The organism is Flavimaribacter sediminis (assembly GCF_019492055.1).
Taxonomy (GTDB): domain Bacteria; phylum Pseudomonadota; class Alphaproteobacteria; order Rhizobiales; family Rhizobiaceae; genus Flavimaribacter; species Flavimaribacter sediminis.
The window spans coordinates 1,063,258-1,082,538 of record NZ_JAICBX010000002.1 but is presented as its reverse complement, the minus strand read 5'-3'; the positions used below and the strand labels follow the sequence as shown (position 1 = coordinate 1,082,538).

General features: G+C 54.6%; 17 protein-coding genes and 1 pseudogene. 11 read left to right on the top strand and 7 right to left on the bottom strand.

Going from position 1 to position 19,281, the window contains the following annotated elements:
* Positions 1–3 precede the first annotated feature (3 nt).
* The 3 genes from K1W69_RS13300 to K1W69_RS13290 all read right to left on the bottom strand — a co-directional run bounded on the left by K1W69_RS13300 (position 4) and on the right by K1W69_RS13290 (position 3,419).
* Positions 4–462, bottom strand: coding sequence for a MaoC family dehydratase (locus K1W69_RS13300; RefSeq protein ID WP_220228816.1), 459 nt, complete (start codon positions 460–462; stop codon positions 4–6).
* A complete protein-coding gene (locus tag K1W69_RS13295) occupies positions 450–2,441 on the bottom strand; it encodes a TRAP transporter permease (RefSeq protein WP_220228815.1) in 1,992 nt (663 codons plus the stop codon). Before K1W69_RS13295 ends, K1W69_RS13300 begins: the two co-directional genes overlap by 13 nt.
* Positions 2,442–2,522: 81 nt before the next feature.
* Positions 2,523–3,419, bottom strand: coding sequence for a DUF6282 family protein (locus K1W69_RS13290; RefSeq protein ID WP_258571027.1), 897 nt, complete (start codon positions 3,417–3,419; stop codon positions 2,523–2,525).
* 223 nt (positions 3,420–3,642) lie between these two features.
* Here K1W69_RS13290 and K1W69_RS13285 point away from each other — a divergent pair, with 223 nt between their 5' ends.
* The 3 genes from K1W69_RS13285 to K1W69_RS13275 are packed head-to-tail and all read left to right on the top strand — an operon-like array spanning position 3,643 to position 6,010.
* Complete coding sequence (locus tag K1W69_RS13285; protein ID WP_220228813.1) at positions 3,643–4,512, top strand: fumarate hydratase; 870 nt, start codon at positions 3,643–3,645, stop codon at positions 4,510–4,512.
* On the top strand, positions 4,505–5,128 hold the full coding sequence (locus K1W69_RS13280; protein WP_220228812.1) for a fumarate hydratase C-terminal domain-containing protein: 624 nt from the start codon (positions 4,505–4,507) through the stop codon (positions 5,126–5,128). The genes K1W69_RS13285 and K1W69_RS13280 overlap by 8 nt, the downstream gene beginning before the upstream one ends.
* 33 nt (positions 5,129–5,161) lie before the next feature.
* Positions 5,162–6,010 (top strand): cupin domain-containing protein, encoded by an 849-nt coding sequence (locus K1W69_RS13275; protein WP_220228811.1) that lies wholly within the window; start codon positions 5,162–5,164, stop codon positions 6,008–6,010.
* Between the two features lie 9 nt (positions 6,011–6,019).
* On the opposite strand, the gene K1W69_RS13270 is transcribed toward K1W69_RS13275, so the two are convergent.
* A complete protein-coding gene (locus tag K1W69_RS13270) occupies positions 6,020–6,811 on the bottom strand; it encodes an HpcH/HpaI aldolase family protein (RefSeq protein WP_220228810.1) in 792 nt (263 codons plus the stop codon).
* 161 nt (positions 6,812–6,972) lie between these two features.
* Here K1W69_RS13270 and K1W69_RS13265 point away from each other — a divergent pair, with 161 nt between their 5' ends.
* From K1W69_RS13265 to K1W69_RS13245, 5 genes are all read left to right on the top strand, one after another.
* A complete protein-coding gene (locus K1W69_RS13265) occupies positions 6,973–8,049 on the top strand; it encodes an Ldh family oxidoreductase (protein ID WP_220228809.1) in 1,077 nt (358 codons plus the stop codon).
* Entirely contained in the window at positions 8,046–9,062 is a 1,017-nt protein-coding gene (locus tag K1W69_RS13260) for an NAD(P)H-quinone oxidoreductase (RefSeq protein WP_258571026.1), read from the top strand. The genes K1W69_RS13265 and K1W69_RS13260 overlap by 4 nt, the downstream gene beginning before the upstream one ends.
* A gap of 37 nt (positions 9,063–9,099) precedes the next feature.
* Entirely contained in the window at positions 9,100–9,972 is an 873-nt protein-coding gene (locus tag K1W69_RS13255; protein ID WP_220228808.1) for a DNA-binding transcriptional regulator, read from the top strand.
* A 188-nt stretch (positions 9,973–10,160) separates the two neighbouring features.
* Positions 10,161–11,999 (top strand): DNA helicase RecQ, encoded by a 1,839-nt coding sequence (recQ, locus tag K1W69_RS13250; RefSeq protein WP_220228807.1) that lies wholly within the window; start codon positions 10,161–10,163, stop codon positions 11,997–11,999.
* A 478-nt stretch (positions 12,000–12,477) separates the two neighbouring features.
* Positions 12,478–13,026: a lipocalin family protein gene (locus K1W69_RS13245; RefSeq protein WP_220228806.1), complete on the top strand. Its 549-nt coding sequence runs from the start codon at positions 12,478–12,480 to the stop codon at positions 13,024–13,026.
* A 73-nt stretch (positions 13,027–13,099) separates the two neighbouring features.
* On the opposite strand, the gene K1W69_RS13240 is transcribed toward K1W69_RS13245, so the two are convergent.
* A complete protein-coding gene (locus K1W69_RS13240; protein WP_220228805.1) occupies positions 13,100–14,203 on the bottom strand; it encodes a hypothetical protein in 1,104 nt (367 codons plus the stop codon).
* 516 nt (positions 14,204–14,719) lie between these two features.
* Between K1W69_RS13240 and K1W69_RS13235 the strand changes: the two genes are divergently transcribed.
* The 3 genes from K1W69_RS13235 to K1W69_RS13225 are packed head-to-tail and all read left to right on the top strand — an operon-like array spanning position 14,720 to position 18,088.
* A complete protein-coding gene (locus K1W69_RS13235; RefSeq protein ID WP_220229338.1) occupies positions 14,720–15,844 on the top strand; it encodes a UDP-galactopyranose/dTDP-fucopyranose mutase family protein in 1,125 nt (374 codons plus the stop codon).
* Positions 15,845–15,856: 12 nt separating this feature from the next.
* Positions 15,857–16,843: a glycosyltransferase family 2 protein gene (locus K1W69_RS13230; protein ID WP_220228804.1), complete on the top strand. Its 987-nt coding sequence runs from the start codon at positions 15,857–15,859 to the stop codon at positions 16,841–16,843.
* On the top strand, positions 16,844–18,088 hold the full coding sequence (locus K1W69_RS13225) for a glycosyltransferase family 2 protein (RefSeq protein WP_220228803.1): 1,245 nt from the start codon (positions 16,844–16,846) through the stop codon (positions 18,086–18,088). It begins immediately after the preceding gene.
* A gap of 3 nt (positions 18,089–18,091) precedes the next feature.
* Here K1W69_RS13225 and K1W69_RS13220 read toward each other — a convergent pair whose 3' ends face one another.
* Together K1W69_RS13220 and K1W69_RS27465 are read right to left on the bottom strand one after the other, a co-directional pair.
* Positions 18,092–18,748 carry a hypothetical protein gene (locus K1W69_RS13220; RefSeq protein WP_258571025.1) on the bottom strand — a complete coding sequence of 219 codons (657 nt, stop codon included), beginning with the start codon at positions 18,746–18,748 and terminating at the stop codon, positions 18,092–18,094.
* A gap of 6 nt (positions 18,749–18,754) precedes the next feature.
* Positions 18,755–19,078 (bottom strand): annotated as a pseudogene (locus K1W69_RS27465) (glycosyltransferase); the annotation flags it as partial.
* Between the last annotated feature and the right edge of the window lie 203 nt (positions 19,079–19,281).

The window sequence follows — 19,281 nt, the reverse complement described above, 5'->3', positions numbered from 1 at the left end:
CCCTCATGGATCGGTTATGAGCAATATGTGTTCGGCCACCAGCGCCGGCTTTTGCGTATTCTCGATCTCGAAAGTCTGTTGCGTCGTGATGCGTGTTCCAAGCGAGTGGGGCTCTGCCGACAGCAGTTTCAGGGATAGCCTGACGCGCGCATTGACTGGCACAGGAGAGACGAAACGCAGCTTGTCGTATCCGTAGTTAAGGCCGCGACCGCGTTTGCGGACAGTGTAGACCTGTTTCTGCAATCCCGGCCCCATTGCGAGGACAAGAAGGCCGTGAGCGATCGTTTTCCCGTCAGGCATCTCATGCGTCGCCCGATCCGGATCGATATGAATCCAGTGGTCGTCGCCTGTGAGTTCCGCAAACCGGTCGAGCATGGATTGATCGATCGGCGCCCATTCGGAATGTCCGAGTTCCTGCCCTTCATGGGCTTTCAGGTCCATTGCCGTTTCTACTTCGACCATGCCGCTCCACCCAGTTTACCCTTGTTGGAGATCGCCGCGAACGCCAGCAGCGGCAGGGCGATCACGGCTGCAACGCCGAGCAATTCGAGGTCTGACCAGTGCGGAACTGCGTCGGATGGTAATGCGATCAGAATGGCCGCGAGTATCATCAGGAGCCGCAGCGGCAGGCCATACCACTGGTTTGGAAACAAGTGTCCGACCAATGGAATGTAGCCCTGGATGGCGCCAGCGTAGAGACCGATGCCGAGCACCGCCAAAACGAAGGCGACCACTGCCTCGTTCCATGGACCGGCCATGACCAGCGCCGGCTCGAAAACGAAAAAGAACGGGATGAAATAGATGACGCTGCCGAGCTTCATCGCCTCTACGCCTGTCCGCATCGGTTTGGTTTTCGCAACGCTCGCGGCGGCGAATGCGCCGAGGGCGACGGGCGGGGTAATGAAGGAAAGCATGCCCCAGTAGAAGATGAATAGGTGCACCGCCATGGGTTCAAGACCGACCTTGATCAGCGCGGGCGCCAGAAGGATAGCCAGGAAGATGTAGGCGGCTGTTGAGGTCATGCCGACGCCGAGAAGCAGCCCAGTCAGCGCTCCCATGATGAGCAACGGCAATGGATCTCCGCCGGCGATTCTCAGGAGATCGTTGACGAGCGTGGCCGCGACGCCTGTCATGGCGAGCGCGCCCATGATCATTCCGACAGCGGCGAGGATCGCGACCAGGTTCGCGAACAAGCTGCCCAGCGTGTCGATGAAAAGCAGCACGTCGCGCCATTTCCAGCGGTGCTTCTTGGAGAATATCTGGTTGAGCAGGATCAGAAGAGGGGTGGCGAAATACGGCGCCAGCGCCTCGCGGCGCATGACCAGCAGCATGAAGATCAAAAGAGCGAAGGCGAACACATAATACCAGCCTTCCTTCAGCGCCTGCCTGACAGACGGTAATTCCTCGGTCGGAAGACCTTCGAGGCCTTCCCGACCCGCGCGAGCGTCGATCTGCGCAAACAGCCCGAAGAAATAAAGGATAGAGGGAATGGCCGCGGCAAGCGCGACGTCGGCGTAGGGAACGCCCATGAAACTCGCCATGACGAACGCTGTTGCGCCCATGACGGGCGGCATCAGCACCCCGCCGGTCGAGGCGCAGGTTTCTACCCCCGCCGCGAACGTACCCGACATGCCGACCCTGCGCATTGCGGGAATGGTCAGCACGCCCGTCGTCAGCACGTTGGTGATCACCGATCCGCTCATCGAGCCCATCAGGCCGCTCGAGAAGATCGACACCTTGGCCGGTCCGCCCCGGACATGTCCGAGCAGACCGAAACTTACATCCATGAAGAACTGGCCCGCGCCCGTGCGCTGCAGGGCGGCGCCGAAGATGATGAAGCCGATGATGAGGCTCGCAAACGTCCTGAGCGGAATGCCGATAATGCTTTCCGAACCCATAGCGTGATAGGCCGCGACGTACTCGGCCGAGGAGCCAAATCCGGCGATCGCGGCCGGCAGATATTCCGTGTAGAGCGGATATGTGGACATCACGAAGACGATGATCGCCAGCGGAAGTCCGCCCGCCCTGCGGCCGGCTTCCAGCACCAGGACCCACATCGCGAAGGACGCTATGATCGCCCAGAACGGCGGTGCGACCTCCCAGCCGAGCAGCGAGATGCTGTAGGAATTGGCGAAGAAGAATGCGCAGGTCGCTATCAGGACGGCAACCAGCAGCCAGTCGAGAATACCCGGTGGACGATTGTAGAGATGCTTCGTCGGCGCCATCAGAAGGAAGCCGCATGATAGCGCCAGTGCGATGATGACGTAGTTGAACTGCAGTGTGATCAACGTGATGTCGACGAAGAAGCGTGTATTGAACGCCTGATTGATCGCCAGCAGCAGGATGGCGATGGTCGCAATTCGCACGTACCATCTCGCAAATGGCGGCAATGGCCGACCGGCCGTCTCGCGATCGAACGTGTCGACCTCTTGTTCACTCATGCGTCATACCTCGCCACCCGGCATCGATCCATGCCCGACCGGGTTTGCAAACCGGAACAGCCGCGGCGCCCCTTTTTAAGCTTACTGCAATCCGACGATGCGCGCAGGATTATCCTGAACCATCAGCTTCACTTCTTCGTCGGTATATCCGAGCGCGAGGCAGAGACGGATCATCTGTTTCAGTCCTTCGACGGGAGACGGATTGTCCACCTGCCCGAGGTCCGAACCGAGAGCGGAATGAGCGGGGCCGGCCGCGTCGATGTGTTCGCGCAATTCTTCCGGCGTAAAATAGTTGAACCGGGAATCGACATACAGGCAAGCCGACTGCTCGATCAGGGCTCCCATGCGGACGAGTTCGGCGACGTCGTCGGCCGTACAATGCAGGCCGTACATGGGATGGTTGACGAGAAGCCGCTTTACGCCGCGCGCCCTGGCTTCCTCGAACAGCACCCAGACCTCGCCGATATGGAGGTGGCCGGAAGACAGGATTGCATCGAATTCCGCAATCGAATCAAGAATTTCCTTGCACTCGTCAAGCAGGTCGCCGCGTGCGTCGAGAACCGTGACAGCGACCGGTTTCTTCAGCTGTACGTTGGTCGCCAGCCGCGACTTGCGATGGGTGTTGCGAATATGGTTGAGGGAATGCGCGGTCGGCATCCAGACCAGCCTGGCGCCGGACTTCAGATTGAAGTCGACCGCATGGGGATTCAGGCTGCCGACGGTGTTGTTGAGCACGACGCCGCCGTACATGGCCACGCCGTGATGGCCGAGAACGCGCTCCATGATTGGCAGGAACGGCGCCACCGAATAGTGATGATCCTTGAAAAGAATGCCCCGCATGCCGGCCGCAGCCGCCTCTTCCACAGCCTGGAAGTGATCGACCTGGCGGGCCATGACCGACGGGCCCGAATGGACGTGCAAATCCACCGCGCCCTTCATCAAGGCGTCGGCGCGTGATTCATCGATCGTATCTATCAAGCGAAGCGCTTCCGTGCGATTTTCTGCCGCTCCCATCCCTGGTCCTTTGCAATTCGACGTCTTGTGTTTTGTTGCGAAATCGTTTCGCGAACAGCCGCGCAATACAATTGACGTTTGCGCGCGTTTCATAATGCGGAATGCGTTTGCGCCCGATCTGTCATTCTCGCAATGGCGGGACTAGGTTCCCATCCATCGGCCCAGGAGTGGAGGAGAGTTGCGTCAGTTGCCCGTCACATATGAAATGATGAAATCGACGACCAGGGACCTCTACGAGTGGTCGTTGAAGAAAATTCCGGAGGATTCCAAGGTCGCTCTGCGTTCGGCCCTGGACGCTGAAACCGAGGACGCGCCGAAAAAGGCGCTCGGCTTCATGCTTAGGAGCGCTGAGCGCGCCGAGACCGAGGATACCTTGCTGTGTTCCGATTCGGGAGTCCCGACCTATTCGGTCAAGATCGGCACAGGCGTCGAGTTCGGCGGCGACATCAAGCAGGCGATTGTCGATGGCTTTGCGGATCTGGTCGAGACGATCGAACCGCCGATTCTCAAATTCGTGACCAACCCGCTAACGGGCGAGCGCAGCTACCGCGGCAAGGACATGCCGATCGTCTCGTGGGACATAATATCTGGCGCAGATTACATTGACGTGACCTGCGCGCCGAAGGCGCTGGGAGGCGGCCGTTGGGCGGCGCTTGAGATCTTTTCCTATCCGACGCTGGACGAGATCGAGGGCTGGATCATGGACATGGTGGTCAGGGCGGGATCGCAGCACTGTCCTCCCGTCACTATCGGCATCGGCATTGGCGGCTCCTTCGACCATGCCGCAAAGCTGGCAAAGCAGCAGACGCTGCGGCCCTTTGGAACGCCCAACCCCGAACCGATCCTCGCCGACATGGAAAAGCGCCTCCTGGAAGCGGTCAACTCGACCGGTTTCGGTCCAATGGGCACCGGAGGCGTCACGACCGCCTTGGGAGTTCACATCGACTATGCGTCGGGACATGGCTTCACCCCTGTTGCGATTGCGTTCAACTGCTGGATCAATCGGCGCACCCGCGCGAAGATCTACAATTCCGGCGAGGTGGAACGCATTGAGTGAGTATCGACTGAAGACGCCCCTCGACAGGGAAGATATCGACAAACTCAGAATCGGCGACGTCGTTTATCTCGACGGCGAGATCATCACGACCGCCGGTTTTCCGACCCACCAGCGGATCATGGATGCGATTGCCCGGAGCGAAGAACCGCCGATCAACCTGAAGGGCGCCGTCTTCCTGCACATGGGAAGCTGCAACATCGATACGCCGGACGGCGTCGTCACGGAATATGTAAACCCGACGACGAGCACGCGTTTCAACGCCTTCATGCCTACGCTGGTCCGCCACTTCGGCTTTACAGCGGTGGGCGGCAAAGGCGGGATGGATCAGTCCTGCGTCGACGCTCTGCAGGAAACCGGCTGTGTGTATTTCTCGATGATCGGCGGCGCGGCGCCCCTGCTGACGGAAGGCGTCAAGAGGCTCGTCGAAACGGGATGGGACGATCTCATCACGCAGTTTCGTTTGTCGCGTTTCGAGGTCGAGAATTTCGGCCCGCTCATGGTCGCGATCGATGCACACGGGCATTCGCGATACGCGGACCTTACCAAAGCGGCCACTGACAAGCTTTCCGAAATCAAGCGCAAACTGCGCGAAGGTCGGCAGGCTTCGACAAGCTGACAAGCGCCAACTCCAAGAGGCAAGGAGATCGAAATGACCCAGACCAGACCGGAGAGCCTGGCGGACCACTCAAAAGAACCACCACAGATTTCCGGGAGCAGTGAAGAGACCTGGATCACGCGCGGGGCGAACCTTGTCGTGGCCGTGAGCCGGCTGTCGCCCGGCGCATCGCTCGAGCGCGCGGACAATCCCGACGAATACTGGGTGATCCTGCCGGAAGCCCCCGCCCGGATCGAGGCCGGATCGGACCAGATCGACGCGCAGGGCGGAAGCATCACTATCGTGCCGCCCGGCAAGAGCTCCGTAATCTCTGCAGAGGGCGGCCTCGTAGTCCGGGTCTTCTCGAACCGCGCTACCGATCTGGCGGAAATGGCGGTCAATGCCGATACCTATTCGGACGGAGCGCCGGAGTGCGCGCCGCTCGTCGCCTGGCCAACTCCCACGGAAGGTTACAAGCTGAGAACCTATCTTCCGGAAGAGTACGATAGGCCGGATTCGAACATGCGCGTGTTCCGCAGCACCAACATCATGGTCAACGCCATGCGTAAGCGCACAGAGCCGCGCGACGTCACTGCTCTCAGTCCCCATTCGCATGCCGACTATGAACAGGCGTCGCTGCTGCTGGAAGGCAAGTACGTCCACCATCTGCGCTGGCCGTGGAGCAAGAACATGAACGAGTGGAAGCCGGACGAGGCGCTGGAGGCGGGAAGTCCGTCGGTGCTTATCATCCCGGCCCAGGTGATCCACACCAGCCGCAATGTCGGCGACGAGACGGCGTGGCTTATCGACCTCTTCTCACCGCCCAGGATGGATTTTTCCGAGCGTCCCGGATTCGTGTGCAACGCGGACGACTATCCGATGCCGGAAAAGGAAACCGTCTGACAGTCGGCGTCAGGCGCCATCGAGCGCCCGGATGTCTTCCAGCGCTTTCCTGGCGCCGGCGCGTAGGAAACTCTGATCGGCCGAATAGACGATGATCGAGGCCCCGATTTTTCTCAGCTTCTCGACTTCGGCGATGCTGGCCGCGAAGATCGCGACAGCCTTGTCGTGTTTTCTTGCTGCATCGGCGATCCGGCGCGATGCTTCCTCGATGACGTCGGCGTCGTTGGAGGGGGCGCCATAAGCCACCGTCAAGTCGCCGCGCCCGATGAAAAGCGCGTCGACCCCGTCCACAGCCGCGATCTCCTCGACATTGTCGACGGCTTCCGGGTCTTCGATCTGGGCGATTACCAGCGTTTCGGCGTCGGCGCGATCGACAAGATCCCAGCGCGCCTCGCCGCCGAAGCGACCGGCCCGCGTGCCCGCGGAAAAGCCGCGTCTGCCGCCGCGATAGCGACATGACAGAGCGATCTCTTCAGCTTGCTTTGCGTGCATGACATGTGGCACGACGACGCCGGCGGCGCCACAGTCGAGCACCGACAGAAGATGCCAGGAATTGCCGCTCGGAACGCGAACCAGAACCGGTATGCGATCGCGACCCGCGGCCTGCATGATATTGTCGAGCGCTGTACGATCGAGCGGCGCATGTTCCGCGTCCGCGACAACGAAATCATATCCGAGATCGCCGAGGATTTCCGTTGCATGACCCGTCGGGATCTTCACGAATGTGCCCGCGCACAACGCGCCGCCCAAAACACGTTCGCGGAAGCTGCCGGGCGCCGCCGGCCAGGACGTTTTCGACATGATTGAGAATCCTCCATTCGCGATTGGCGAAAGACTAAACAGCTAGGCCCGGCGCTTTCGACATCCCGTTGAGCTTGTTCCGCATCGTGGAATGTACCATTGTTCACATACGATGTGGGACTGGCCTGTGGCATGGACAATCGATGAGTATGGAGGAGACCATGACCATTCAGGATTGCGCGCAGCGCACGTTTCAGGTCGCCGTCGTGCGCGATCTGCTTGCTGGTATCTTTATCGCTGCAGGGCTTTCCAGGGCAGGCGCGGAAGAGGTATCGCTGGCGCTGATCGAGGCTGATCAGCAGGGATTGCCATCCCACGGCGTTGTTCAGGCGGAGAATTATGTCAACTATCTGGAAGCCGGTATGGCGCAGCCATCCGACGAGCCTGCGTCAGTCGAAGATCGCGGCGCCGTCACCATTATCGACGCCGGGCACATGCTCGGCCATCTGATCGCCGGAACGGCGATGCGACACGCAGTGCAAGCCGCGCGACAGTTTGGAATAGGCGTCTGCTCGGTCCGCCATTCCTTTCATTTCGGAGCGGCCGGGCGCTATGCGAAAATGGCGGCCGATGACAATCTCGTCGGCATCTGCATGACCAACGCCCGCGCCGTCATGCCGGCGCCAGGCGGCGCCGAGCCGCTGGTCGGGACCAACCCGCTGGCGATAGCGGTTCCTGCGGGTGACCATCCGCCGGTGGTCTTCGACATGGCGACGAGCCAGGGCGCTCTCGGCAAGATCCATATGGCCCGGCAGGCGGGTAAGCCGATCCCGGACGACTGGGCCGTCGACAGCGACGGTGCTCCGACCACCGATCCGGTCGCTGCGCTTGCGGGCATGCTGCTTCCTGCAGCCGGACCGAAGGGCTTCGGGCTGTCCTTCATGATCGATCTTCTGAGTGCGACGCTTTCAGCCGGCGCGCCCGGAACGGAGATCGGTCCGATGAAGGGCAATCTGACCAAGCCGATGGACTGCTCGCATCTGTTTATCGCCCTGGATCCGGCCTTCTTCCGTCCGACTGCGGATTTCCTGTCCGATGTGGACGTTGCAGTCGAGCGCGTGAAGTCGTCCCGTCGCGCCGCAGGGACCGATGAGCTCTTTGTTCCGGGCGAGCGCAAGCACCGGGCTCTTCAGACATCCCCGGACGCTGTCACCCTGTCGCCAGCCGCGCAGGCGAGCCTGGCAATCCTCGCGCGCGATCGCGGCGTCGCACTGCCAGACGAATGGGAGCAGGAATGACCATGCGTGTAGTCGAATTCGACGAGCCAGGCGGACCGGAGGTGCTGCATTTGCGCGAGCGCGCACGCCCTGCGCCAGGCCCGGGAGACGTCCTCGTCCGCGTGCTTGCCGCCGGCGTCAACCGGCCCGACATCCAGCAGCGGCGCGGTCTCTACCCGCCGCCGGCCGACGCCTCCGACATTTTGGGGCTCGATGTCGCTGGCGTCGTCGAGGCGATCGGATCAGGCGTCGACGGTCTCAAGGCCGGAGACGCAGTCTGCGCCTTGGTCAATGGCGGTGGATATGCGGATTACTGCGTTGTCCCGGCGCTGCAGTGCATGCCCTTGCCGGCAGGCTTCAGTTTCAGTCAGGCGGCGGCTCTTCCCGAAGTCTTCATGACGGCCTGGAACAACCTGATCTGGCTCGGCCGTCTCGAAATGGGCGAAAGCTTCATGATGCAGGGCGGGACCAGCGGCGTTGGTCTCGCAGCACTCCAGATCGCCAAACAGCTGCGTCAGGCCCGCACCTTCGCAACGGCCGGCACGGCGGAAAAGATCGAGGTTCTCAAGCAATTCGGCGTCGATGGTGCGGTCGACTATCACGGCGCGTGGGACGAGGAGCTTTGCGCGCTCAACGGCGGGGAAGGCTTTGATGTCATCATGGATGGACAGGCCGGTCCGTACACTGGCAGGCAATTGGATCTGTTGGCAAATGACGGCCGGCTCGTGCTGCTGGCAAGCCATCTGGGCGCAAATGCAGACGTGAATGTGCGGGCGATCGTGCGCCGCCGTCTGACGCTCACCGGGTCGACGCTTCGGCCGCGCCCGGCTGAATACAAGGGCCGGCTCGCCGCCGATCTTGTCGAATTGGTTTGGCCACTGCTTGCCTCCGGTGCTATCCGTATGCCCATATGTGCAAGCTTCCCGCTTGAGGAGGTTGCGAAAGCCCACGCGGTGCTGGATGCCAACGCCCAGATAGGCAAGGTCGTCCTGCACATGGATCCGGACAAGGCGGTGTCAGCTCCGGGAGGATAGAAACATGTATTGCTCCTTGGTTTAGACAGGCTGTTTCGTGGCGCATTATCCACCAGTCCAGTCCGTTGTCAGGGCCCTGACCCTTCTACGCTCGATCAATCAGCGGCGCGTTGCGACGGTGCGCGATCTCCATAAGGATACGGGCCTGCCGAAGCCGACAATCGTGCGTTTGCTTCATACGCTGGTCAGTGAGGGCTATGTCGCCAACGACAAGATGATCGGCGGCTATTGCGTGACCTCGCTCGTGCCCGCGCTCAGCGCCGGTTTCCACGGGGCGCCGATGATCGTTGAGGCGGCGCGGCCCTGGTGCAGCGATCTCACGCGTCGGCACAAATGGCCGATTGCGCTCGCCATGCTCGACGGCGCGCACGTTTCGGTCCGGTTCTCAACCATTCCGGACAGCCCGGTCTCGCCCTTTCACGCAACGTTGAACATGCGTCTCAGCCTGGTGTCCCGCGCCCTCGGTCGCGCCTATCTCGCGTGCTGTCCCGACGAGGAACGGGAGATCCTTGTCCAGTCGCTGAAGAAATCCACCAACCCGGAAGACAAGCCGAGCAATCTGGATGCCACGGTCGCCGGGGTGCGGTCCTTCGTGGCGAAACACGGCTACGCCATCCGCGATCCGCATGTGGAGCCGAAGAACTCCTCGACTATCGCCATGCCGATCTTTCATGGGGATCGTGTACTTGCCACGATCGGACTTACCTATTTCCGCTCGGCCGTCTCGGCGTCCAATCTCGATGAAGTTCTGGTGCCGTCGCTGCGGGAAGCGGTGGACGGGATCGAAGCCAGTTTCAGGTTGCTGACGTCCGGGCGGCCGGCAAGCGCGCTGGAAGACGACCGGAATTCAACGGGCCTCGCGGAACAGGAAGTGGCCCTTCCAACCATCGGATCAGGCAGGCTCCGGTAAGCAAGTGGCTTTGATCGAGTATGGCTTGTTCTACGGGCAAGCTTTCTGCTTCGAAATCTGCGTGCGCCAAAACCTGTGCTCTGACGGATCGAAAAAACTGTGACCAGTAGCGACGTCTTGTTAAACAGGATTTTTATTGCGATGTAGTCGCCAGTTGAGATTTTTACCTGGCTTCCGATTTTCACAGAATGAACCATCTGCAGACAGCACAAAGCGTTCTTAATGAGGCCTTCGGCTTCGACAGTTTCCGCCCGGGCCAGGAAGAAATTGTAGACAGGTTGTTGGCGGGTCGGAATGTTCTCGCTGTCATGCCGACCGGCGCCGGGAAGTCGCTTTGCTATCAAATACCAGCCATCGTGCGCGATGGATTGACGATTGTTGTATCGCCACTGGTTGCTCTCATGAACGATCAGGCGGCGGCGCTTGAGGCCAATGGCGTTGCTGTCGCTTGCATCCATTCCGGTAAATCCCGTGAAAACAACGTTATGGATTGGCGCAATGTGCAAGGCGGTGATGTAAAAATACTCTACCTGTCGCCTGAGAGGCTTATGACTGAACGAATGCTGACAGTTCTCGACGCCATCAAACCTGGCATGTTCATTGTTGACGAAGCACATTGTATCTCGAAATGGGGAACTGGATTTCGACCGGATTATGCAGCGCTCGAACACCTGAAGGCCCGCTATCCCGATGCAACGATTGGCGGGTTCACGGCCACGGCCGATGCCACGACCCGGAGCGACATTGCAGACAAACTCTTTGGCGGAGACGGCGACACAGTCGTCCATGGGTTTGATCGACCGAACATTTGGCTCGGCGTTGTGCCAAAGACACAATGGCGAAATCAGCTCATGGAATTCCTTGAAACGCGGCGTGGTCAATCCGGGATCGTTTATTGCGCCTCGCGACGCTTGACCGAAGAAGTCGCGTCATTTCTGTCCGAAAACGGGATCCGCGGCCTGCCTTATCATGCAGGAATGTCGAACGAAGATCGCCAACAGAACCAGGAGCTGTTCATGTCTGACGAGGCGATTGTCATGGTGGCGACGATCGCATTCGGAATGGGAATCGACAAATCGGATATCCGTTTCGTTTTTCATCTGAATTTACCCGGCAGTATGGAAGCCTATTACCAGGAAATCGGTCGCGCCGGCAGAGACGGCGCGCCGGCTGACGCCTTCATGATTTATGGATTGGACGATATCCGAACGCGCCGCCAATTCATCGAACAAGACAGCAGCGAAGAAGAATACAAGCGAAAGGAACACAAGCGTCTTGATACGCTGCTTGCCTATTGCGAGGCGACACAATGTCGCCGCGTGTTGCTCCTTTCCTACTTTGGTGAAGAGGAGGCCGAGGCCTGCGGAAATTGCGACGTCTGCCAAAATCCGCCGACCTTGATCGACGGAACCACCGAGGCGCAGATGCTTTTATCTGCGGTTGTGCGCTCTGGTGAACGATTTGGCGCAAACCATATCATCGACATTTTGACGGGCAGTTCGACCGAGCGGATTATCTCGCTTGGTCACGACAAATTGCCGACTTTCGGAGTTGGTAACGAACACTCCAAGCTCTTTTGGCGAGCCTTCATTCGCCAGGCCGTCGCCGGCGGTTATCTGGTTATTGACATTGGACGATTCGGGGGACTGCGGTTGAGCAGAACGGGTCGTCTGGTTTTGAAGGGCGCCCAGCAATTCTATTATCGGGAAATCAGCAACCCCAAAACCACTTCGCGCTCTGCGCGGTCCGAAAGCAGGACGGACGATTTTTCGGACGTAGACAGGGAGTTGTATCAACGGCTGAAAAGATTGCGTCGAGAGTTGGCGGACGAACGAAATGTTCCTGCTTACGTAATTTTTGCTGACAGGACGTTGCAGGAAATTACGCGTGAAAAGCCTGGGAATCTGGAACAGATGTCGGCCGTAAATGGCGTTGGTCCGAAAAAGCTGGAGGATTTCGGGAAACTGTTTCTTGATGCGGTCAGCGATCATTTGAATGCTGCCGATGATGCATCTGCAAGCAGTTGAGGATAAGACGAGCGCGATAAAATCACCATTTCGGACGTTCATATAAGAGCAAATCCGGCGCTAATGAATCAAATCGGAGAGAAAAAACCTGCAGACGCCGCCGAATGTCCTCCATAGGCGTCGGTGGATCGCACGGACTGTTTTCGCACTGGTTCTTCCAGTCTACGCGAACGAGAAAGCGAAATTCCAGCACGGTCTGCATTGAATATAGGCGCACATACAGTCAGTTGGATATGAAACAGAGGATGTTTGTCGTCAATCGCGTCCTCCTCACCACCAGTTAAAGCCAAAGCACCGTTTTCATTAAATTTTCTGGATTGTTAACGGTATTGACCGCTCCTCCATTGAGCAATGGAGGCTGTGGTGGCAAGTATTGAAAGGACGCATTTCTGTTTCAGTGCGATAAAATGGCGGTTCGTTTAAAAAATAGTCTTAATGTCATGCCAAAGGAAAAAAAACAGGGAGCATCGATTACATTATGACGACGGCGCGTCAGTTCTCCATTCTGGTTTGCGTGTTTCTGTGCGCGGTCGTCGCGGGATGCACGGCCAAACCCTATACGGTGGAGCCGGTCACTGATTTCGACGTCTCCCGATACACAGGAACCTGGTATGAAATCATGCGGCTCGACCATCGGTTCGAACGCAATCTGACCAATGTGACGGCCACCTATGAAATGCTGGAAGATGGCGGATTGCTGGTGACGAATCGCGGCTTCAATCGGAAGTCCTGCAAGTGGAAAACCGTGACAGGCAAGGCCTCTTTCCAGCAGGGCCCGAAGGTGGGCAGCCTATCCGTCCGGTTTTTCTGGCCGTTCGCCGCAGGCTATCACGTCTTCGAACTGGACAAGGAAAATTACAATTGGGCCGTCATATCGGGATCGAACAGGCGATATCTCTGGATCCTCGGGCGTGAACCTTCGATGCCGGAAGCTCTTAAGCAGCATCTGATCAGAAAGGCCCGCGCCGACGGCTTCGCCACGGACAAGCTCATCAAGGTTGATCAGGGGCCTGTCACCTGCGGGTAGTGTGTGGGATCATTTCTCATTCGCCGGGATTTGTACAGCCTGCTGCGCCGGTGCGGTTCAGGTACTGATTCAGTTAGAAACGAAGGAGGCGTTTCAAGAACCCGACACGGGGTTCACGCTTTATAATTATCGCCTCTGCTCGGTTTACCTCACTTTCTAGCTTTGATTTTTTACCTAGATCCAACGCAAACTGGAAAGCCGCAGCTATATCTTCAGATAGTTCCAACGAGGCTTCCAGTTTGTAAATGTTGGGAGGTAAATCATAGCGTTTCCAATCCGGGCTCAAATCGCCACAAGATCGATTGGCGTATCTTTTGATAAGTGCACAATTGTCGGCATCGAAGCGTCTTTGCACTTCCTTAGCAATCTCCATTCCGGGTTGCAGTCGATCAGTGCTTGGGAGGGACTTTAGCAATACTCGGAAATTTGATTCTAAGGACTTATCTACTCCGGTCCTGATCAAGCTGTTTGCGATCGCTAACGTTCCCCATCCTAGCGCTTCATTTACGCGAATTGATTCTGGGTAGGACGATCGTTTTAGTCCGACCATTTCGAAAATGGGATCTAAAATGTCCGGCGTTCTCTTGAAGGGAATAACAAGAATATTCTCACGCTTCCAGACAGCTTCCCACTTCGCGATTTGTCGAGAAAGTCCGAGCAGAGAATGTTTGGGCCCGATGTGGTCGCGAAGAAAAAAGTCGGTGGTGACCACCTGACCCATGCGGACAGCTTGCGATGCGTTTGAGACTAGGAAATCGATTTGTGGGCGGGCATGCACCACGATACGCGATACGGAGGAAAAACTGTCAACAAAAACCTTTAATCGATTAATCTCATCGATGCTTTTCAATCGTGTAAAGAGGTGTTCGTTTGACAGTATGACAAACTTAGGTTGCGATTTGTCAATTTCCTCTTTAATCGCCAAAGGCAAACTTTGCCTTAAGGCGGCTTGCTCCCATTGTGTCTTTGCCTTGGCTCTATTGAACAGTTCATCATCGAATGTTTCCGTTACTGCGAATGCTGGCAGCTTCACGTGGTTGGTTTTGCCTGGAGCAACTGGATACAGAACTCCATCTGCAAGGAGGCGCCGACGATTTCCGAAGCACCATTGCTGAAAGGAGGTTGTACCGGTCTTTGGTGTGCCGATGTGAATGATGGTTTGCGGTTTTGTGGTCATCGAGATGCAGGGACATGACTGGAATTAAAAGAATCGCGCAATGAACGGCGATTTTGCTGAAAAATGCGGCCAGTTCTTATGCCGTAGCGCCCGCAAGCCTCATTCAATATCTGATGAATCCCTACTGTGAGTGTTCTATGCAGTTTTGACGGGATGAAAGCCATTCCTAAATACCATTCGTTCAAATCTAAGCGGAAACCTGTCAAGCGCACTGTGAGCATGAGCGGAGATCCATGCTAACAAATTTCCAGCAAACGGATTATTTGCAAACCATACCTCGGAGGTTGCCATATCGAAACTGTTTCGCTACTAGCGATTGATAATTCTACGTATTTAATAAATCTGGTTCAAACATTCGAAGACCTAGCTGATGCTGTAGCACGAATTTGTTTGTACCGCGATTACAGGCCTTTGCAATAAGGGTTGAGCACGGATTCGGCACGTTGCGGTTGAATTGGACCCGACTGCTAAGTCTAAGACTTTCATCTCAACAAAAATAGCCAGGATGGATCTCGTATTGTGAAACGTATTTGTGCTGTCGGAGCTGGATTCAGCGGAGCGGTTATTGCACGCGAACTGGCTGAAAATGGTTTCAAGGTTCTCGTAGTCGATGAACGATCGCATGTCGCCGGAAATTGTCATACCGAGCGTGACAACGACACAGGGATCATGGTTCACCGTTACGGCCCACATATCTTTCACACCGCCAATGGCCAGGTATGGGACTATGTAAACCGGTTTTGTCCTATGATGCCTTATATCAACCGGGTGAAAGCTGTTGTTCGCGGACAGGTCTATACGATGCCGATAAACCTGCACACGATCAATCAATTCTTTGGAAAAGTTTTGTCACCAAAGGAGGCTCGATCTTTTATCTCCGGACTGGCTCGTGGCGACATTGAGGATCCCCGGAGTTTTGAAGAGCAAGGGTTAAAGTTCGTCGGGCCACAACTGTATGAAGCATTTTTCGACGGCTACACGAGAAAGCAATGGGGTATAGATCCGGCGAGGCTGCCTGCATCGATATTGAAAAGACTGCCACTGAGATTCAGCTATGACGATAATTATTTCAGTCATCCTTACCAGGGCATCCCCAAGGATGGTTACACTAGTCTGGTCTCAGGCATTCTTGCACACGAGTCGATCGAGGTCAGATTGAGCTGTCCTTATGAAGCCGTGGATGAAGAGTTCGCGCATGTGTTTTATTCAGGTCCATTAGACAGGTACTTTAATCACGATCTTGGAAGGTTGGGATATCGAACCCTTGATTTCGAACCCGTTTGGGAAGACGGCGAGTTTCAGGGGGCTGCGGTCATCAACTATCCGGATCCGGACGTTCCTTTTACACGAATATCCGAGCACAAGTTCTTTGCTCCATGGGAGATGGAAAAATTCGACAAGACTATTGCGTTTCGCGAATACAGTCGCTCTTGCGGGAAGGGTGACATACCCTATTACCCGATTAGGCTGATGAGCGATAAAAAGCTGCTCGAAGACTACGAGGACCGATGCAGGCAGGAAGAGGGCGTTACGTTTGTCGGGCGACTTGGAACCTATTCCTATATCGACATGGATGTGTCGATTGAAAATGCGCTGGCAGCCGCTCGGAGTTATATAAACACTAATAATCCTCGCCTATAACAAAGTAATAATATGAATTTATCATTTATAATTCCAATATATAATGTTGAGAATCACATTGCACAGACTGTACGTGATATAAACAGCAAGTATACGGAGCAACATGAGTTAATAATTGTGGATGATGGATCTACGGATAATTCACCGCAAATTGTAAAAGAGCTTCAGCGTGAAGTTCCAACCATTCGATATATTTCACTCGGCGTAAATCTTGGTGCGGGTGTTGCTAGAAACCGCGGGTTAAAAGAGGCGTCCGGAAAATACTTGCTGTTTTTCGATGCAGACGACCATCTTCGCACGGGAGTGCTCGAAAAAATGATCGCCGCGCTCGAATTCACGGGCGCCGACCTGTCGATAGCCAGGTACGAGTATGGAACGAATGCAGCGTCTTCTGATTCCGGTAGAATGCATCCTCCCGATGAAAGACGATGGGACGAGATTATCGGAGATGCGCCATCGCGGGTGACAACGATTCAACAGTCGCCCAGCTTGCTGCAAATGACGAATTACCCTTGGACAAAAGTCATCAGAGCGGACTACGCGAGAAAAATAGAACTTCGATTTTCCGAAACAAAAGTCAACAATGATATATTCGCGCACTGGCAGTCACTGATGCTGTCCGAGCGCGTTGTGATGATCAATGAATCCGTCTGTTTTCACATCGTTCCCGCCACGGGCAACAATATTACAAACCGGAAGAACGAAGAACGGTTCGACATTTTCAGGGCGCTTGATGACGTAGACGTCCTGTTCGATCAGAGACCCAGATTGAGAAAGCTGTACTATCAGAGGTTTATCCACTTCAAATTGGATATGGCCAAATGGGCGATAAACAAGATCGACAGACCCTACTATCCACGTTTCATTGAGGAACTCGAAAGATCATTCCGGGATCTGAGATTTGACGATTATCTCAGAGCAAAAAGTCGCATGCCGAAGTTGGCTGAAGAATTGCTGGACTGCCATTTCGGCCGGCCGAAGTTTGTGAAGGATGTTTAGATGCCGCTGCTTTCGATCATTGTGACCAGCTACAATGTAAAAGACTACATAGGTGACTGTATCCGCAATCTGATCGACCAGACGATCAAAGATATCGAGATCATTGTTGTAGACGACGGTTCAACCGATGGGTCGGCCGATATCATCAGCGAATTTGCTGCGAAGGATTCACGCATAATCCCGGTGCTGCAAAAGGCAAACAGCGTCGGTGGAGTAGCGACGCCTGCGAACATCGGCCTGGATATGGCGAGCGGAATCTTTGTCGGATTCGCCGATGGTGATGACATTTACGATCCTGCCATGTTTGCCAAACTTGTCGACGCGGCCGTATCGGAGGATTGCGCGCTGGCTATGTGCAATTACTATCTGACTGATTCTCTGACAGGCGATCTGACCGATCCGGCTGACGAGAGGAGATGGAAGGACTTCTCAGGCATCAAGGGCGTTAAGCTGGATGAGAAGAGCCGAAAGAAGTTTTTACAATTTATCGCAGTTCCCTGGCGCAAGGTGTATCGTCGTTCTCTACTGGAGGAAAACCGGATCAGGTTTCCTGTAGGAGATTTCTTCTTTGAAGATAACCCGTTTCACTGGGCTACAATCATAAAGTCGAACTCCATCGCTCTTGTCCCGGAAAAGTTGTGCAAACACCGTGTGAACCGCGTCGGACAAACGATGGATAGCGGTAGTAGTCAATTGTTCGGAATATTTGCGCATCATGAGATCATTGAGACATGGCTCAAAAAGGAGGGCGTATATCCGAATTACAGAGATGTTCTGTTGAGATGGACAATTGCTCAAATTGAATGGACGTCGAAGAAATGTGGTAAAGAGAAGTGGCCGGAGTTATTCTCACTACTATTTGCGATTGTTAATACATATAAGAAGAATAATATAAAGTACGTATTAGATAGATACAAAATAGGTAATCGGGGATCGAAATTAGTAGTTTTCATCAAAATTAATGATTATAAGACGTTTTCGCGAATATTAGATGGACGCATAGAACTTAAATATAGAAAAAATATATATTTCAATTACTTTACGCATGGTGTTTTTGCTGCAATAGCAGTGGCGGTTCGACCTCTGAAATTCAAGAAAAGCAGAAAAATCGAACAACCCTTATTGAGTAACGCATCCAAGAATGAGATTGATGACGTTTTAGTCGGAATATCCATGCTTGAAAAAAAGCTAATAGCAATCGATCGGAAGGTTCAATCGATAGAGAAGAAATTACCTGAAGATTGAATACTATGAATGACGTCTATCTGATTGGGTAATTCGCTCTGTATTCTTGATATCTTTCAAATTAGCGAGTGTTTCCGATAATTCAGAATAATATTTTGGGTGTTCTTCGGGGTTTATATATTTTAGCGTCAGATCCACAATTTCGTCATTGAGTTTGTGCTCGATTACATAGTGGTTTCCAGCTTTCAGCAACAACTTCTGGTAGTTGTTTGCCATAGTTTGCGGGAATCGGTCGAACATCTTCTTGAAATAGGAAAATGCTTCAAGCGAACCAATTTTATCAAGGTTTCTGCTGCTGTGAAATTTGCAGGGGTTGTCGTCATCAATCAGGATGCCGCACGCCTCCTGATATGTCCAAGACCCTTTGGTTCCGTCTCCTTCCACGTCGACATAGGAATAATCCGCTTCCTTGTATTTTGTCGCGTCAAGGTTGATGAATGCGCCAGCTGCCGCCAAAATTGCTGTAGGGCCAGTATTGGCGTACACACTGTGATTGTTGATGCGACTTCGCAATAGTTCAAAGAATATCTCCGCAGCATGAAGAAAAAATGGATGCTTGGATGCCCCGCCAATCGGAGTACCCAGAATAGTCAATTTGCCTTTGTCGCTCTTTACCCAAAAAAGATAAAGATCTTTCCCCTTTTCCTCAAAAAAATCCATTGAACATCGCGGCTTTGTATCACAATCAAGATACCAGCCGCCAAATTGATACAACAAAAGCATGCGCATTATATCAGATTTACATGCCGGAATACTGATAGATCTATAAGTATCTACATATTGTGGAAAAATATGGTCTAACAAGTTCAAGCATTCTTCGCCGCTAAAAACTTTGACTTTGTGCTTTGGGTTTAGAATTTTTGTGAATTTAATATTGTTCCTGTACCGATTTGATACCTCTCCCTCTTCCCAAAAATAAGAAATATTTTTGGGAATGTTTGTAGGTATCCGGTGACCTTTTCTGCTGGATAGAAACTCTAAGAAAGACATATTCGCTCACGAAAAATGGATAGGGCTGTGCAAGACAAATAAACGCCATCAAGCAATTGCATGGTATCTATATATCTATCGGCAGCACCGCCTTACTGCTTCTTTGCCAAGCATGTTGCACCGTTGCAATCGATATGACAGGTACGGCGCAATCGACTGCTTTTGCGAACTCCTAACCTTTTACCGCTGCATTCACAACTGAA

Bases quoted from the DNA above. Each gene is read 5' to 3' on its own strand.
- K1W69_RS13220 (WP_258571025.1), bottom strand. From the start codon at position 18,748: ATGGATTTTTTTGAGGAAAAGGGGAAAGATCTTTATCTTTTTTGGGTA.
- K1W69_RS13265 (WP_220228809.1), top strand. From the start codon at position 6,973: ATGACCATTCAGGATTGCGCGCAGCGCACGTTTCAGGTCGCCGTCGTG.
- K1W69_RS13225 (WP_220228803.1), top strand. From the start codon at position 16,844: ATGCCGCTGCTTTCGATCATTGTGACCAGCTACAATGTAAAAGACTAC.
- recQ (WP_220228807.1), top strand. From the start codon at position 10,161: ATGAACCATCTGCAGACAGCACAAAGCGTTCTTAATGAGGCCTTCGGC.
- K1W69_RS13300 (WP_220228816.1), bottom strand. From the start codon at position 462: ATGGTCGAAGTAGAAACGGCAATGGACCTGAAAGCCCATGAAGGGCAG.
- K1W69_RS13240 (WP_220228805.1), bottom strand. From the start codon at position 14,203: ATGACCACAAAACCGCAAACCATCATTCACATCGGCACACCAAAGACC.
- K1W69_RS13295 (WP_220228815.1), bottom strand. From the start codon at position 2,441: ATGAGTGAACAAGAGGTCGACACGTTCGATCGCGAGACGGCCGGTCGG.
- K1W69_RS13245 (WP_220228806.1), top strand. From the start codon at position 12,478: ATGACGACGGCGCGTCAGTTCTCCATTCTGGTTTGCGTGTTTCTGTGC.
- K1W69_RS13230 (WP_220228804.1), top strand. From the start codon at position 15,857: ATGAATTTATCATTTATAATTCCAATATATAATGTTGAGAATCACATT.
- K1W69_RS13275 (WP_220228811.1), top strand. From the start codon at position 5,162: ATGACCCAGACCAGACCGGAGAGCCTGGCGGACCACTCAAAAGAACCA.
- K1W69_RS13260 (WP_258571026.1), top strand. From the start codon at position 8,046: ATGACCATGCGTGTAGTCGAATTCGACGAGCCAGGCGGACCGGAGGTG.
- K1W69_RS13270 (WP_220228810.1), bottom strand. From the start codon at position 6,811: ATGTCGAAAACGTCCTGGCCGGCGGCGCCCGGCAGCTTCCGCGAACGT.